Below are 14,785 nucleotides of genomic sequence, written 5' to 3' on the forward strand. Positions count from 1 at the left end.
CTACCAGCTAATCCCCTGCGGCATCAGTGACGCCGACAGAATACACATCACACCACCGAGGTCCGCATAGCGGATCACACTTGGCGCTTCCGCTTCTACCTTGGGTTTGGCATGGTAGGCGACACCCAGCCCAGCGGCTTTAAGCATCAGCAAATCATTAGCACCATCACCGACAGCAACGGTATTATGCATTGCAACCTCATACTGCTCAGCTAGTTCACCTAAAATATCCGCTTTCACCTGGGCATCAACCACATCACCCACTACCTTGCCAGTAAGCTTACCGTCCACAATCTCTAGGGTATTCGACTGGGCATGGTCTAGGTTGAGCGCTTCTTTCAGGTAATCGGAAAAGTAGGTAAACCCTCCTGAGGCTATCGCCACCTTCCAGCCATAGTGATGAAGTGTCTTCACCAACTCCCGCAGCTCCGGCATCATTGGTAATGTCGATCGTACGCTCTCCAGAATAGCCTCATCAGCACCTGACAGTGCCGCAACCCGCTGGCGTAAACTCTGTTCAAAGTCGAGCTCGCCCTGCATCGCCCGCTCAGTCACTTCGGCGACCTGATCGCCAACTCCAGCCAACACCGCAATCTCATCAATACATTCAATATCAATGGCCGTGGAGTCCATATCCATCACGACAAGCCCTGGTTCAGACAGATCTGGCAACTCATTGGTACAGACAAAATCAAGCTGATAGCGGATCAATACCCCTTCTAACAAACTTGAAAGTTTATTGCGGATCAGCAGCGCATCATACGATCCCACCTTCCATGCTGCGACTACCACCAGTTCATCACCGGCATAGTTACCTATATCAGTAATAAGCTCAGGTGTGATCTGCCGACCATAAACCAGTACGTTAGCTTGCTTTCGCGCCAAGTTAGAGGCTGAAATGATGTCAGGAAAACGCTGCTGGAGCGAAGTATGTTTTTTAACAGTTAGCACGTTTGCACATCCATGTTTAAGATTGATAATAATAATCCACTGCTAACAAAGTACCCTATTGCAATTTATTAGGGCAAGCCCCAATATGGCTTTCGTGCATTTCGGCTTTGATTCCAATATACGTTGATATGATGATACTCAAAAAAACGCGGTTACAACGAACATGGCAATTTCTCGTACTTATTATCTGCTTAGGCGGATTAATTGCCATGCTGGAATATGGTTCGGATTTAAATATTCGCAGCTATCGCGCACTCAGCGAACAAACCCAGTCACTATCACGCATTGTCGTTCGGCAAGCAGCATCTACTGCTGCCAAAGATGTCCTCGATAAAAACCAGGACAAACTTCAGGCATTGATCCAACAGCTCTCCGACGAGCCACTGATCCTTGATGCCAGCATTTATGATCTGGAAGGTATCTCGATTGCCAAAACAGAAGAAGCGATGCCATTAGAGCAGGTAACCGGTATTTCAACCCCCTTATCAGTCGCCAGCTTTGGTCGCCAGCAAATTGTTGAGCCGATTATGGCAGAGGGTCAGGTAGTTGGCTTTATCCGTATTACCTTAGAACACGGCAAGCTACTCGAGAATGCAGCCAGTCAGATTGAATACATGACCAATACTATCCGTGGGTTGATCCTGGCAGCATTGTTTATTGGCTTCCTGCTCGCCTATACCTTCGGTCGCCGTAAAGATATCTGGCACTTCCCGTTCTTGCTGACATCGAATGCGAAAGACTAGGTTCCTGGATGAAGACATAAAAAAAGACGGCCGAAGCCGTCTTTTTTCGCTTGTTATACTAGCGCGTGTGCTTATTCAGCATCACCTAGTAGAACAGATTCCAGTGCGATTTCCATCATGTCGTTGAACGTCAGCTGACGTTCTTCAGATGTAGTCGCTTCACCACGTAGGATGTGGTCAGAAACAGTACAGATAGTCAGTGCTTTAGCACCGAACTCTGCTGCCAGGCCGTAGATACCCGCAGCTTCCATCTCAACACCAACGATGCCGTATTTCTTCATTGTCTGGAAGAAATCGAAATCTGGGTTGTAGAATAGGTCTGCAGAGAAGATGTTACCGACTTTAACGTCGATACCTTTCGCTTTCGCTGCTTCTACTGCGTTTTGCACCATGCCGTAATCAGCCAGTGCTGCAAAATCGTGATCGCCGAAACGAATACGGTTAACTTTAGAGTCAGTCGACGCGCCCATACCGATCACAACATCACGTAGGTTTACATCGTCACGTACCGCACCACAGCTACCAACGCGGATGATTTTCTTCACGCCGAAGTCTTTAACCAGTTCAGTCGCGTAGATTGAGCATGAAGGAATACCCATACCGTGACCCATTACAGAGATCTTACGGCCTTTGTATGTACCTGTGTAACCGTACATGTTACGAACATTACAGACTTCTTTTGCATCATCTAAGAATGTTTCAGCAATATACTTGGCACGTAGCGGGTCACCCGGCATCAGAACTACGTCTGCGAAATCACCCATTTCTGCATTAATATGAGGAGTAGCCATCGTTATTTCCTTACATTTATCCGTTGGATTGATTCTATCCAACATCAATTATCAAATCGAAAGGTGCTGTTTCGAACTATAGAAACTATAGAACGAAACAGCGACAGGGATACATTTACGTGATTACAGGAATGACTTACCGTATTCCATATCCGTTGTTCCGAAGTACTCAGCCAGGCTCTGGCCGATATCGGCAAACGTCTCACGGCGGCCTAGCGAACCAGCTTTCACTTTAGGGCCGGTAACCAATACAGGGATGTGCTCGCGTGTATGGTCGGTACCTTCCCAAGTTGGATCGCAGCCGTGGTCGGCAGTCAGGATCAATACATCATCTTCCTGAAGCAGCTCTAGGATCTCTGGTAGTCGCTTATCAAAGTACTCCAGGGCCGCAGCGTAACCTGCAACATCACGGCGGTGGCCGTAGGCTGAGTCAAAATCAACGAAGTTAGTGAACACAAGTGTGTTGTCACCCGCTTCTTTGATCTGCTCAAGTGTTGCTTCGAACAGCGCAGGAATACCGGTAGCTTTCACTTTCTTAGTGATACCACAGCCTGCATAGATATCAGAGATCTTACCGATAGACACAACATCACCGCCTTTCTCGTCAACCAGCTTTTGCAACACTGTCGTTGCTGGTGGCTCAACAGAAAGGTCACGACGGTTACCGGTACGCTCGAACTGACCTTTGCCAGCGCCAGTGAACGGGCGAGCAATCACTCGGCCGATGTTGTACTCTTCTAGCTCTTCGCGAGCAATCTGGCAAAGCTCCATCAGGTTATCTAGACCGAATGTCTCTTCGTGACAGGCAATCTGGAATACAGAATCCGCTGAAGTGTAGAAGATTGGCTTGCCGGTTTTCATGTGTTCTTCACCCAGGTCATCTAGCACCTGAGTACCTGATGCGTGGCAGTTACCCAAGAAACCTGGCAGGCCGGCACGCTCAAGAATGCGATCGGTCAACTCTTTCGGGAAGCTGTTTGAGTGATCGGTAAAGTATCCCCAATCAAACAGTACGGGTACACCCGCCATCTCCCAGTGACCTGACGGAGTATCCTTGCCTGAAGACAGCTCTTTGGCATGGCCATACGCGCCAGTGATTTCAGCAGCCGCGTCCAGACCTTCAGGGAAAGTACCTGATGACTCTTCACACGCCTTACCCAGGCCTAGTTTGTTTAGGTTAGGTAGGCGAAGCGGGCCGCTACGATCGCCATTGTCAGCTTCGCCACGGGCACACTGCTCGGCAATATGGCCAAGGGTGTTTGAACCTACATCGCCGAAGTCAACGGCATCTTCTGTGGCACCGATACCGAAAGAATCAAGAACCAGGATAATTGAACGTTTCATTTTGACTCCATTAAACATCTTCAGGGCGAACGCGACGGTAAACCTCAGGGGTCGGCTCTGGCTTCTGCTCTGAAATCGTGATGTTCTCACGAACAGCCTTCGCAGCTTCTTCCCATTGCGCTTCGGTACGAGCATGAATAACAGCTAGAGGGGTATCAGCATTCACTTCAGTACCCAGTGCAACCATATCGCTCAGACCAACTGCATAGTCGATAGTGTCAGTTGCAACACGACGACCGCCGCCCATACCTACAACCGCCATACCCAGACCGCGAGTATCCATCGCATATGCATAACCTGTGGTCTCTGCATAAACAGGTTTCACGATTTCTGCTTTGTCTAGGTAGTTGTCGTAGTTTTCCATGAAATCTACCGGGCCACCAAGACCTGCAACCATCTTACCGAAACACGCTGCTGCTTTACCGTTATCCAGTACTTCCTGCAGTTTCGCGTTCGCTTGTTCCAAATCAGTAGCCAAGCCACTGTTTACAAGCATTTCGGCACACAATGCCATGGTCACGGCAAATAAGCGAGGGTTACGGTATTCACCGGTCAGGAACTGAACGGCTTCACGCACTTCCAGTGCATTACCCGCAGTAGAAGCCAGTACCTGGTTCATGTCTGTTAGCAGAGCTGTGGTCTTAGTGCCAGCGCCGTTGGCAACAGCAACAATCGATTTTGCCAGCTCTTCTGACGCTTCGTAAGTCGGCATGAATGCACCAGAACCTACTTTCACGTCCATCACTAGCGAACCTAGGCCTGCAGCCAGTTTCTTCGACAGGATGGAAGCGGTGATCAGCGAAATGTTATCAACCGTTGCGGTTACATCACGGGTTGCGTATACACGCTTATCCGCAGGAGCAAGATCACCAGTCTGGCCGATAATCGCCACGCCAGCGTCTTTAGTCACCTGACCAAATACTTCGTTGGTTGGCGTGATGTTATAGCCAGGAATAGACTCTAGCTTATCCAGCGTACCGCCAGTGTGGCCTAGGCCTCGGCCTGAGATCATTGGTACGTAGCCACCGCATGCTGCCACCATAGGGCCAAGCATTAGCGAGGTTACGTCACCGACACCACCGGTTGAGTGCTTATCTACAATCGGGCCATCAAAGTTCATGTGGCTCCAGTCGATAACCATGCCTGAATCACGCATTGCACAGGTCAGTGCGACACGCTCGTCCATGGTCATATCGTTGAAGTAGATAGCCATTGCAAATGCCGCGATCTGGCCTTCAGATACGGTATCTTTGGCGATGCCTTGGATAAAGAAATTAATTTCGTCTGCAGATAGCTCGATGTTGTCGCGTTTTTTTCTAATGATTTCTTGTGGTAAATACATGGTATTCCCCAATCAGATAAAGTGTAGGGCAGATGACAATTTACCTTGCGAAGTTATTCACTTAGCACCGCAGTATGATTCTCAGCCGCACAGGTGCCGCTCGCGCCGCAGCTGGGCAAGAACCAAACAGTAAATAGTCACGGGTAAAATAAATAAGGTGGCAATAAATGCCACCTTATAAGATGCGATTAGTAGCCGCCTTCAGCAGCTTTTTCGCCTTCACCTAGAGTGTGAAGTAGGTTAGCTAGTAGGCTCGATGCACCAAAACGGTAGTGCATGTTGTCAGCCCACTCGGCACCGTGGATGCTGTCAGCCATATCTAGGTATTGCTGTGCATCTTCTGCGGTACGAACGCCACCTGCAGGCTTGAAGCCAACAGTTTTCGCTACGCCCATCTCTTTGATCACGTTCAGCATGATCTCAGCGTATTCTGGCGTGGCGTTAACAGGTACTTTACCCGTAGATGTTTTGATGAAATCTGCACCCGCTTTGATTGAAATCTCAGATGCTTTTTTGATCAGCTCTTCTGTTTTCAGCTCACCAGTTTCGATGATCACTTTCAGCAAAATGTCACCACATGCTTCTTTACACTGCTTAACCAGCTCGAAGCCAACTTCTTCGTTACCAGCCATTAGGGCACGGTATGGGAATACTACGTCTACTTCATCAGCGCCGTAGGCTACAGCAGCTTTAGTTTCAGCTACCGCAATCTCGATGTCGTCGTTACCGTGTGGGAAGTTAGTAACAGTTGCAATACGGACTTCTGGTGTACCTTGCTCACGCAGCTGCTTTTTAGCAGCAGGAATGAAACGTGGGTAGATACATACTGCTGCTGTGTTACCTACAGCGGTTTTAGCGTTCTTACACAACTCGATCACTTTCGCGTCAGTGTCGTCGTCGTTCAGAGTGGTAAGATCCATTAGTTTAAGTGCACGTAGTGCAGCAGCTTTTAAATCGCTCATGACTATCTCCAGTCCAGTTATTTTCTACCAAGCTTATAGAAACTGTTCCATACGCTTGACGGCAATCTGTTGCTATACCGTCAAACGGCCCGCTTACAGCGAACAGTTAGATGAGCGGACTTGGTTCCTTGAAGACTCAGGGAAACAATGCGAGATTGCCCACCTGATTGATATCCTTTTCACCGCGCAAGATGCTCAGGTAACCTGAGCACTTGCAAGTCGTGCCGTCCAGCAAACCGTGACAGTACTTCCATCACGACGGGGAAACGCTGAAACAGCAATCGTCAGTTAATGATGGTGCTCACGTATAATACCAAGCTCCGATACAGCTCACCATCAAAGTCGTGTTTCCAGTGGTGGATAATGTGTTTACCGCAAGAAAAAACTGTAAACAATTGTTATTACTTAAATAATCATTACTCAAGTAAAGAAACGTTCCACGATCCACTGATAAGCAATCCCCCCTGCATACACTCCAAAAATTCCCATCACTCCGGACAGAACAGGTGGTGCAGGTATCGGCAGTTTTATTGCTGAAAATAAGACCCCAACAATGAATCCTGCCATCAGCGCCAGTATGACTTCACTCATAACGTTTCTCTCTGTCTTTACAGCACAAAGAAAAGTGTAGCCTGCTGGTTCTGAGGTGTCGCTTGTAACGTAGAATGATGGTAGCAAAGGAAGATCACAGAAACCGGAGCGCAATCGATTTTATGATACAAAATTTGAGCTTGTTGCAGAGTTTTTACTGGATCTGTTGATCGGGTGTGAGGGGCTGGATGCTAGCTCCTAAAACCAAGGGGAAGTGTCGAAGGGCTAGTGGCGAGAGCCGAGTTATTATTACTTAGACCTATGGTCCTATGGTCCTATGGTCCTATGCTCCTATGCTCCTATGCTCCTATGCTCCTATGCTCCTATGCTCCTATGCTCCTATGCTCCTATGCTCCTATGCTCCTATGCTCCTATGCTCCTATGCTCCTGCAAGTAGATTTTGCTCTAGTTAAGAACCAAGCTCTTCTGTTTTTTTCGTTACTCAAATCTAGTTACTCGAAAGAACTTATCCATAGGGCCCCACGGCCACAGCCACTCTTTCTCGGAACTAGAACTTAGGTTCGTGAACCTAAAAAACAAACAAAAACGCCACAGCTAGGCTGTGGCGTTTTTTTATATTGAACCTGTCTGTAATTATAGGGACAAGAACAGACCTGCAATTGTTGCAGACATTAGGTTAGATAGCGTACCAGCTGCTACAGCTTTCATACCGAAGCGAGCGATGTCGTGACGACGACTTGGTGCTAGACCACCCAGACCACCTAGTAGGATTGCTACAGAAGAAAGGTTAGCAAAACCACATAGTGCGAATGAAATGATAGCTTTAGTTTTCTCAGAAAGAACAACTTCAGCGGCTTCACCTAGGTATGGTGCAAAGTTCAGGTAAGCAACGAATTCGTTCACAATCAGTTTCTGACCGATGAAAGAACCAGCGACAGTTGCTTCTTCCCATGGCACACCGATTAGGAATGCAAGAGGAGAGAACACATAACCAAGGATAAGTTCTAGTGTCAGCTCAGGCATACCGAACCAACCACCAACACCACCTAGTAGGCCGTTGATTAGTGCAATAAGACCGATGAATGCTAGTAGCATTGCGCCAACGTTTAGCGCTAGCTGCATACCAGAAGATGCACCCGCAGCAGCTGCATCGATGACGTTAGCAGGTTTCTCATCTGCATCAGTATCACCAGCAAGTTGCTCGATTGGCTCTTCAGTTTCAGGCTTGATGATCTTAGCGAATAGTAGACCACCAGGGGCTGCCATGAATGATGCCGCGATTAGGTACTCTAGAGGAACACCCATTGATGCATAACCCGCTAGTACACCACCAGCAACAGATGCAAGGCCACCACACATTACTGCAAACAGCTCAGATTGAGTCATTTTTGGTACGAACGGACGGATAACCAGTGGAGCTTCCGTTTGACCAACGAAAATGTTAGCTGTCGCAGACATTGATTCCGCACGAGAAGTACCTAGTGCTTTTTGTAGACCACCACCCAGTGCGTTGATGACAACCTGCATCACGCCCAAGTAGTAAAGTACACTAATCAATGCAGAGAAGAATACGATAACAGGTAGTACACGCAGGGCGAATACGAAACCGCCACCACCGAATACTTCAAACATTTTATCTGACGTCAAACCACCAAACAGGAAGTTAATACCGTCATTACCGTAGCCAATTACATTAGCTACACCTTGAGACATGCCGTACAGCACGTCACGACCTACAGGTACATATAGTACAAATGCACCTAACAAAAATTGGATGGCAAATGCACCACCAACAGTACGTAAATTAATAGCTTTACGGTTATCAGATAATAGAACAGCTAGCGTTAGCAGTACTACGATCCCAACCAGGCTCATAAACACGCTCATAGTTTATGGCTTCCCTTTAGTTAAGTTTGGCGTCTCGACAATTCGGCTCATTAAGAGTCCGGCGGCATTATACTAACGCGGCGACCGATAAAGTAATGCCGTCATCACACTTTCCAAGGAAAGGGAGTGAAAGTTTAATCACAAACGTGACATAAATCACAAAGGAAAAAGCAGCTCACGCAACCGATTCGCGCAATCGTTTTTTTATCGATCTAGATCACATCGAAAGTTGAAAAAGTTCAGCTGTGGTTAAGCTCGTCGCTTTCTCAATTTCCGACTCGGATTCCTCTCTGAGATCAACTAATGATTGCATAATATTGCATAACCTATCAGGGCGATTAGGTTGCCCCTGATAACCAGCAACAGGCATATCTGGTGCATCGGTCTCCAGCATCAACGCTGCCAATGGCAGTGCTGCTATTGTATTGCGAGTTTTATTGGCGCGGCGATATGTAATCGTTCCACCTACACCAATTTTGATACCTTGATCGATGATCTGATTGGCTTGTGAGAGGCTGCCACTGAAACCATGGTAAACACCACCAGCAATCGGTGAATTTTGTCTCAAAGCTCTCAGTAGCTCCGGAAAGGCTTTTCGGCAATGAAGGATGACAGGTAAACCGTAGTGGTTTGCCAGCTTCAGCTGTGCCGTCAGCAATTCAAGCTGTTGATCCCTATTGGCACCCGCAATGGCAAAGTCTAACCCACATTCGCCAATCGCAACGCATTTAGGATCTTTTTTTTCACTTCCTCCGATGACCTCTTCCAGTTGCGCAGTCAACAAGGACAAGGCTTCCCGGCTATGTTCCTGGTTGAAGAACGGATGCAGGCCGAGGGCATAGTATAAATTACCGTACTGCTGGCAGAGAGCCCGGACCGCCAGCCAGTTACGTTCGCCAACAGAAGGAACAACAATCTTGCCGATCCCGGCGCTTCGGGCTAGCTCAAGGTAATAGGCAGGGTCTGAGGCAAAGGGTTCAAAATCAAAATGACAATGACTGTCAATCAGCATAATTACTCTCGCTATGCTTAGCGTTGTTCTGGCTTTTTACACACATTCTGTTGAAGATGTGCAGCCCGTAGAGACGGGTGACGAGCATCGTCTTCATCGTATCGTACAGGTGCACAGCAGCGGCGGTTTTCCGGGATAAACCCCATTTTCTCACACCACTGATCGTACTTGGCGATCCCTTTCTTTAGCCATCTCAGCATCGACGTCCCCTACCTAATGATTAACTAGTTGATTTCGCAATCATGACGATCATACTACGTCCTGTCGCCAAAATGGTATCGTGCACAAACTTTGGCGCCTGCTCGATAGTATAGATGTCACGGGGGCTTTGCTCTGCGGTATTGACCAGCATATGCCAATCTCTGCTCTCTCGGTTCGGCAAAGTGAACACCAGCGGATCCCAATAGGCATTGCAGATAATATAGAGCTCATCTTCGCTGATGGGGTGGATCACTGTCGATGCCAGAGAGTGGCCATGTTCTGACCAATCAGGCTGATTAGGCTGAAGGCCATGCCAGTTGATCCCGACGTTCTCAAGTACCGAGCTCAGTGACATATGCATATTCCAGTCGATCGTTGGCTCAGTCCGCCGAATTTGGTTCATCAGTGTCACAAACCGCAGCATGTCGGCATGTTTATCGACTAGACGCCAATCAAACCAACTGATCTCATTATCCTGGCAATAGGCATTGTTATTGCCCCGCTGGGTACGTCGAACCTCATCCCCCATAGATATCATCGGTGTTCCCAGTGACAACAGAAGCGTCGCCAGCATGTTTTTGCACTGGCGGTTTCGCAAGGCCTCAACCTCAGCAATATCAGTTGGCCCTTCCACGCCATAATTATTCGACAGATTATGATTATCACCGTCGCGGTTGGCTTCGCCGTTATCCCAGTTACGCTTTTCGCTATAACTCACCAAGTCATTGAGGGTAAAGCCATCGTGGGCACAAATGAAGTTCACCGAGCGGTGCGGCGAATGACGGTCGCTACAGTAAATGTCGGGCGATCCCAAGGTCCGGGACGCAAAGCGGCTAATACAACCACTATCTCCACGCCAAAAAGCCCGCACATCATCACGAAACTTCCCGTTCCATTCATTCCAGCGATCGCCAATAAATGACCCGACCTGGTAAAGGCCGGCAGCGTCCCAGGCCTCGGCAAAGATTTTGGTACTGCTCAGGATCGGATCCGAGTCAATAGACCATAACAAGGGCGGCTCTTTCATTGGGTTCCCAAGGCTGTCTCTTGCCAGCACGGAAGCAAGATCGAAACGAAAGCCATCTACCCGCATTTCAGTCACCCAGAAGTGCAGGGCGTCAATGATCATCCGCCGCAAGACACTGTGATTGGCATTACAGGTATTACCGCAACCGCTGTAATTCGCATACTGGCCATTTTTCTTATCCACAATGTAGTAGGCACCATTTTGCAATCCCTTGAAACAAAACGTCGGGCCGCCCTCGCCACCTTCTGCCGTATGGTTGAAAACCACATCCAGGATCACTTCAATGCCCGCTCTGTGCAGCTCTCTTACCAAGGTTTTGAATTCGGTAATCGCCGCTAGCGGATCTTTTCCGACGCTGTAACCGGCATGAACGGCAAAAAAATTAATCGGGCTATAACCCCAATAGTTTTGCCTGCCTTCTGGCGCATCATCAACATCAAACTGCTGGATTGGCATCAGTTCAACCGCCGTTACTCCCAGCGATTTAAGGTATGGGATCTTTTCGATAACACCGGCAAACGTCCCCCGTTTTGCCACTTCGACACCCGATGTCGGGTGTTTGGTAAATCCCCCGACATGCATTTCATAAATCACGGTATCGGTCATTGAATGGCGCGGAGCCTGCGTGCCCTGCCAGTCAAAGGCTCTCTGATCAACCACGACGCTTTTCATCCCGCTACTCATATTTGAGCCGGGACCAATCGCTTTCTCACGGCGGTAATGGCGACCAAAGCAGATCGCCTGACTGTAGGGGTCGATGAGAATTTTTTCTTTATCAAAGCGCAGCCCGGATCCGGGCTTCCAGGGACCATCAACCTGAAAAGCATAGACCTGGCCATGGCCGATATTCGCGACAAACAAGAACCAGTAATGCCCCCGCTTATGATGCAAAGGATCAAGCTCAAACGAGAGAAATGGACTTGTGGCATCTTGGCTGCCAAACAGGTGTAATACCACCCGGGTGGCATCTTTGGAGTAAAGGCTAAAATTCACCCCCTGCTCTTTGATCGTGGCACCCAGCGGGTAAGGTTCCCCTGGCCAGGAGTAAACATCTTTGCCAGCAGCTAATTCCATCATCCTTCCCCTTTCGATACGCAACATAGGGAATATTAGACCGGAGAAGATATATTGAAAGAGAGCCATGTCTGATCCGTAAAAAAGCATAAAAAAAGCCGCCACAATTGTGACGGCTTCTTACTTTTGGGCGGGCGTTCAGTCCATTAGACTCAATTAGTGCTCGCGGGTTGCTCGGAAATCGATATCCGGGAAACGCTCTTTAGCCAAATTCAGGTTAACCATTGTTGGCGCAACATAACTAAGGTTATCACCGCCATCCAACGCCAGGTTCTGCTGGTTTTTGCGCTTGAACTCTTCCAGTTTCTTTGTATCACCACACTCAACCCAGCGCGCTGTTGCAACATTAACGCCTTCGTAGATAGCTTCTACGTTGTACTCGGCTTTCAAACGCGCAACAACCACATCAAACTGAAGTACACCTACCGCACCAACGATCAAGTCGTTGTTTTGCAGCGGGCGGAATACCTGTACCGCACCTTCTTCAGATAGCTGAACCAGACCTTTAAGCAACTGTTTCTGCTTCAGTGGATCTTTCAGGCGAATACGACGGAACAGTTCTGGTGCAAAGTTTGGAATACCGGCGAACTTCAAGTTTTCACCCTGGGTAAAGGTGTCACCAATCTGAATCGTACCGTGGTTATGTAGGCCAATGATGTCACCTGCATAAGCCTTTTCCGCACGAGCACGGTCACCAGCCATGAAGGTTACCGCATCGGAAATACTCACGTTTTTACCCGTACGGACATGGTTCATTTTCATGCCTTGGTTGTAAGTACCCGATACAATGCGCATAAAGGCAATACGGTCACGGTGCTTCGGATCCATATTTGCCTGGATCTTGAACACGAAACCTGAGAATTTCTCTTCCGTCGCCTCGACATCACGCTCGTTAGCCTTACGCGGCAACGGTGCCGGAGCCCACTTGGTCAGGCCATCAAGCATATGGTCAACACCGAAGTTACCCAGTGCGGTACCAAAGAACACTGGCGTTAGCTCGCCACTTAAGAATAACTCCTGGTCGAACTCGTGCGATGCACCAATAACCAATTCCAGCTCTTCACGAAGCTGCTCGGCCAGTACATCACCAATCGCTTCATCAAGCTCTGGATTTTCCAGGCCTTTGATAATGCGCTGTTCTTGAATCGTGTGGCCCTGGCCAGTGCTGTACAGGATCGATTCGTCGCGGTGGATGTGATAAACACCCTTGAATTCTTTACCACAGCCGATCGGCCATGATACTGGCGCACACGCCATGTTCAGTTCAGTTTCGACTTCATCGAGCAATTCCATCGGATCGCGGATATCACGGTCCAATTTGTTCATGAAGGTCACGATCGGCGTATCACGCAGACGGGTTACTTCCATCAGCTTACGAGTACGATCCTCGACACCCTTCGCGGCATCGATCACCATCAGACATGAATCCACCGCTGTTAGCGTGCGGTAGGTATCTTCCGAGAAGTCTTCGTGTCCCGGGGTATCGAGCAGGTTTACCAGGCAGTCGTTGTACGGGAACTGCATTACCGAGGTGGTGACCGAGATCCCACGCTCTTTCTCCATTTCCATCCAGTCTGACTTGGCATGCTGGTTGGAGCCACGGCCTTTAACCGTACCGGCTTTCTGGATCGCGTTTCCGAATAACAGTACTTTTTCGGTGATGGTTGTTTTACCCGCATCCGGGTGAGAAATGATCGCAAACGTACGACGTTTGTTCACTTCAGGTAGAAAAGACATAAGCGTTGATAATCCTGTGAGAGATTTCAATAATCGAGCAACAGCCCATCAGATCATCTGCAATGGGCTGCCAGGCTCCTAAATGGGTACCTAACTAGGTTCCGTCACCAGCACAGCGTGATCGTGGGAGCCTTAAAGATGGCGGAATTATACGCAAACTCCGCAGAAAGAAACAGCAGTAAGCCGCAGGCAGAGCGGCTACATGATCAGATACGTCATGATCAGCGCATCCTCACGCCCGGTTTCAGCCGGGTAATAGCCAACCCGACGGTTTATCTCATTGAAGCCAAGTGCTTCATATAACTGATAGGCCCGGGTGTTACTGGCTCTAACTTCTAACCAGATCTCTTCGGCATTTATCGCCGATAGCTGGTCAATAAAGCCTTCTAGCAAAAGTTTGCCATACCCCCTGCCCTGACAGGCTGGATCGACAGCAATATTCAGCAATGTCGCCTCTCCGGCTACATTCTGGCCAAAGCAATAACCAACGAGCTTACCGTCAACCTCTAGGATAAAGTTTGCGGCAATCTTACTCGGTGCTTTACGGATCATCGACTCCGCCCAAGGAAACGCATGGGCGGCCTGCTCGATGCGCCAAACATCGTCGAGATGATGTGGCGCCAGGGAAACAATTTTATGAGTCATAGGAACAAATCTGTTGCCATAAGGCTTTTTTACTTGCTGGGTTAGTATGCATTTGTTTTAGTGATACTGATGTCAGCAGCTGGCATCCCGCAGGATGTGCTACTTGGCACCCGGCCAACCAGCACCAGGTCAAATGATGCTCCCTGATCTGATCCAGCGCCTGAGGCGGTAATAGCAAGGCCTGTTCGGGGCTGAGCTTCATACTCTTCAGGATCCGGCCAAATAACCAGCTGTCATGATCATCCAGCTCGTCTGGACAGACAAACAGCAGCTTACAGCTCTCTGGAAGGTCAATCACAGGTACCTGCATATCAGGGAAGAATGACGGCTTTCTTACCTGCCAGTAAGTTAGGCCCATCTCCTGCAATACCTGTATATCTCTCTGGTTCATCGTATTACCATTTTCAGTCTGGTGGCATCACTTCGGCAGGCGATCCTACCAGATCCTGGCGCTAAAATAGAGCCGTCTCAGCCTGAATAATTATCTGGCCCCATAAAAAATACCACCTTCAGGTGG

General features: G+C 48.7%; 14 protein-coding genes. 1 reads left to right on the forward strand and 13 read right to left on the reverse strand.

The window, feature by feature from the left end; all coding sequences use genetic code 11:
- Entirely contained in the window at positions 1-951 is a 951-nt protein-coding gene (gene serB / locus AC51G0_RS15540) for a phosphoserine phosphatase (protein ID WP_496299612.1), read from the reverse strand.
- Positions 952-1,079: 128 nt separating this feature from the next.
- On the opposite strand from serB, the gene AC51G0_RS15545 reads away from it, so the two are divergent.
- The gene (locus AC51G0_RS15545; protein ID WP_496299613.1) at positions 1,080-1,694 is read left to right on the forward strand and encodes a YtjB family periplasmic protein; all 615 of its coding nucleotides are present in this window, start codon (positions 1,080-1,082) and stop codon (positions 1,692-1,694) included.
- Between the two features lie 71 nt (positions 1,695-1,765).
- Here the strand turns inward: AC51G0_RS15545 and deoD are convergent, their stop codons facing one another.
- The 12 genes from deoD to AC51G0_RS15605 all read right to left on the reverse strand — a co-directional run bounded on the left by deoD (position 1,766) and on the right by AC51G0_RS15605 (position 14,659).
- A complete protein-coding gene (deoD, locus tag AC51G0_RS15550; protein ID WP_075762499.1) occupies positions 1,766-2,485 on the reverse strand; it encodes a purine-nucleoside phosphorylase in 720 nt (239 codons plus the stop codon).
- 123 nt (positions 2,486-2,608) lie between these two features.
- On the reverse strand, positions 2,609-3,829 hold the full coding sequence (locus AC51G0_RS15555) for a phosphopentomutase (protein ID WP_496299615.1): 1,221 nt from the start codon (positions 3,827-3,829) through the stop codon (positions 2,609-2,611).
- A gap of 10 nt (positions 3,830-3,839) precedes the next feature.
- Positions 3,840-5,171, reverse strand: coding sequence for a thymidine phosphorylase (deoA, locus tag AC51G0_RS15560; RefSeq protein WP_496299616.1), 1,332 nt, complete (start codon positions 5,169-5,171; stop codon positions 3,840-3,842).
- Between the two features lie 188 nt (positions 5,172-5,359).
- Positions 5,360-6,133 carry a deoxyribose-phosphate aldolase gene (deoC, locus tag AC51G0_RS15565; RefSeq protein ID WP_496299618.1) on the reverse strand — a complete coding sequence of 258 codons (774 nt, stop codon included), beginning with the start codon at positions 6,131-6,133 and terminating at the stop codon, positions 5,360-5,362.
- A gap of 420 nt (positions 6,134-6,553) precedes the next feature.
- On the reverse strand, positions 6,554-6,724 hold the full coding sequence (locus AC51G0_RS15570; protein ID WP_128785253.1) for a XapX domain-containing protein: 171 nt from the start codon (positions 6,722-6,724) through the stop codon (positions 6,554-6,556).
- A 594-nt stretch (positions 6,725-7,318) separates the two neighbouring features.
- Positions 7,319-8,572, reverse strand: coding sequence for a NupC/NupG family nucleoside CNT transporter (locus AC51G0_RS15575; RefSeq protein ID WP_496299620.1), 1,254 nt, complete (start codon positions 8,570-8,572; stop codon positions 7,319-7,321).
- 217 nt (positions 8,573-8,789) lie between these two features.
- The gene (locus tag AC51G0_RS15580; protein WP_496299621.1) at positions 8,790-9,584 is read right to left on the reverse strand and encodes a TatD family hydrolase; all 795 of its coding nucleotides are present in this window, start codon (positions 9,582-9,584) and stop codon (positions 8,790-8,792) included.
- A gap of 17 nt (positions 9,585-9,601) precedes the next feature.
- Positions 9,602-9,784: a DUF5363 family protein gene (locus tag AC51G0_RS15585; RefSeq protein ID WP_496299623.1), complete on the reverse strand. Its 183-nt coding sequence runs from the start codon at positions 9,782-9,784 to the stop codon at positions 9,602-9,604.
- Positions 9,785-9,804: 20 nt separating this feature from the next.
- Complete coding sequence (gene glgX / locus AC51G0_RS15590; RefSeq protein WP_496299624.1) at positions 9,805-11,889, reverse strand: glycogen debranching protein GlgX; 2,085 nt, start codon at positions 11,887-11,889, stop codon at positions 9,805-9,807.
- Between the two features lie 153 nt (positions 11,890-12,042).
- Complete coding sequence (gene prfC, locus AC51G0_RS15595) at positions 12,043-13,623, reverse strand: peptide chain release factor 3 (protein ID WP_496299625.1); 1,581 nt, start codon at positions 13,621-13,623, stop codon at positions 12,043-12,045.
- 198 nt (positions 13,624-13,821) lie between these two features.
- Positions 13,822-14,268 (reverse strand): ribosomal protein S18-alanine N-acetyltransferase, encoded by a 447-nt coding sequence (gene rimI / locus AC51G0_RS15600; RefSeq protein ID WP_496299626.1) that lies wholly within the window; start codon positions 14,266-14,268, stop codon positions 13,822-13,824.
- On the reverse strand, positions 14,258-14,659 hold the full coding sequence (locus tag AC51G0_RS15605; protein ID WP_496299627.1) for a DNA polymerase III subunit psi: 402 nt from the start codon (positions 14,657-14,659) through the stop codon (positions 14,258-14,260). Before AC51G0_RS15605 ends, rimI begins: the two co-directional genes overlap by 11 nt.
- Positions 14,660-14,785: the final 126 nt, after the last annotated feature.

This window comes from Photobacterium sp. HL06 (genome assembly GCF_059552575.1).

Bases quoted from the DNA above. Each gene is read 5' to 3' on its own strand.
- deoA (WP_496299616.1), bottom strand. From the start codon at position 5,171: ATGTATTTACCACAAGAAATCATTAGAAAAAAACGCGACAACATCGAG.
- AC51G0_RS15545 (WP_496299613.1), top strand. From the start codon at position 1,080: ATGATGATACTCAAAAAAACGCGGTTACAACGAACATGGCAATTTCTC.
- AC51G0_RS15570 (WP_128785253.1), bottom strand. From the start codon at position 6,724: ATGAGTGAAGTCATACTGGCGCTGATGGCAGGATTCATTGTTGGGGTC.
- deoC (WP_496299618.1), bottom strand. From the start codon at position 6,133: ATGAGCGATTTAAAAGCTGCTGCACTACGTGCACTTAAACTAATGGAT.
- rimI (WP_496299626.1), bottom strand. From the start codon at position 14,268: ATGACTCATAAAATTGTTTCCCTGGCGCCACATCATCTCGACGATGTT.
- AC51G0_RS15605 (WP_496299627.1), bottom strand. From the start codon at position 14,659: ATGAACCAGAGAGATATACAGGTATTGCAGGAGATGGGCCTAACTTAC.
- glgX (WP_496299624.1), bottom strand. From the start codon at position 11,889: ATGATGGAATTAGCTGCTGGCAAAGATGTTTACTCCTGGCCAGGGGAA.
- deoD (WP_075762499.1), bottom strand. From the start codon at position 2,485: ATGGCTACTCCTCATATTAATGCAGAAATGGGTGATTTCGCAGACGTA.
- AC51G0_RS15575 (WP_496299620.1), bottom strand. From the start codon at position 8,572: ATGAGCGTGTTTATGAGCCTGGTTGGGATCGTAGTACTGCTAACGCTA.
- AC51G0_RS15580 (WP_496299621.1), bottom strand. From the start codon at position 9,584: ATGCTGATTGACAGTCATTGTCATTTTGATTTTGAACCCTTTGCCTCA.
- AC51G0_RS15585 (WP_496299623.1), bottom strand. From the start codon at position 9,784: ATGCTGAGATGGCTAAAGAAAGGGATCGCCAAGTACGATCAGTGGTGT.
- prfC (WP_496299625.1), bottom strand. From the start codon at position 13,623: ATGTCTTTTCTACCTGAAGTGAACAAACGTCGTACGTTTGCGATCATT.
- AC51G0_RS15555 (WP_496299615.1), bottom strand. From the start codon at position 3,829: ATGAAACGTTCAATTATCCTGGTTCTTGATTCTTTCGGTATCGGTGCC.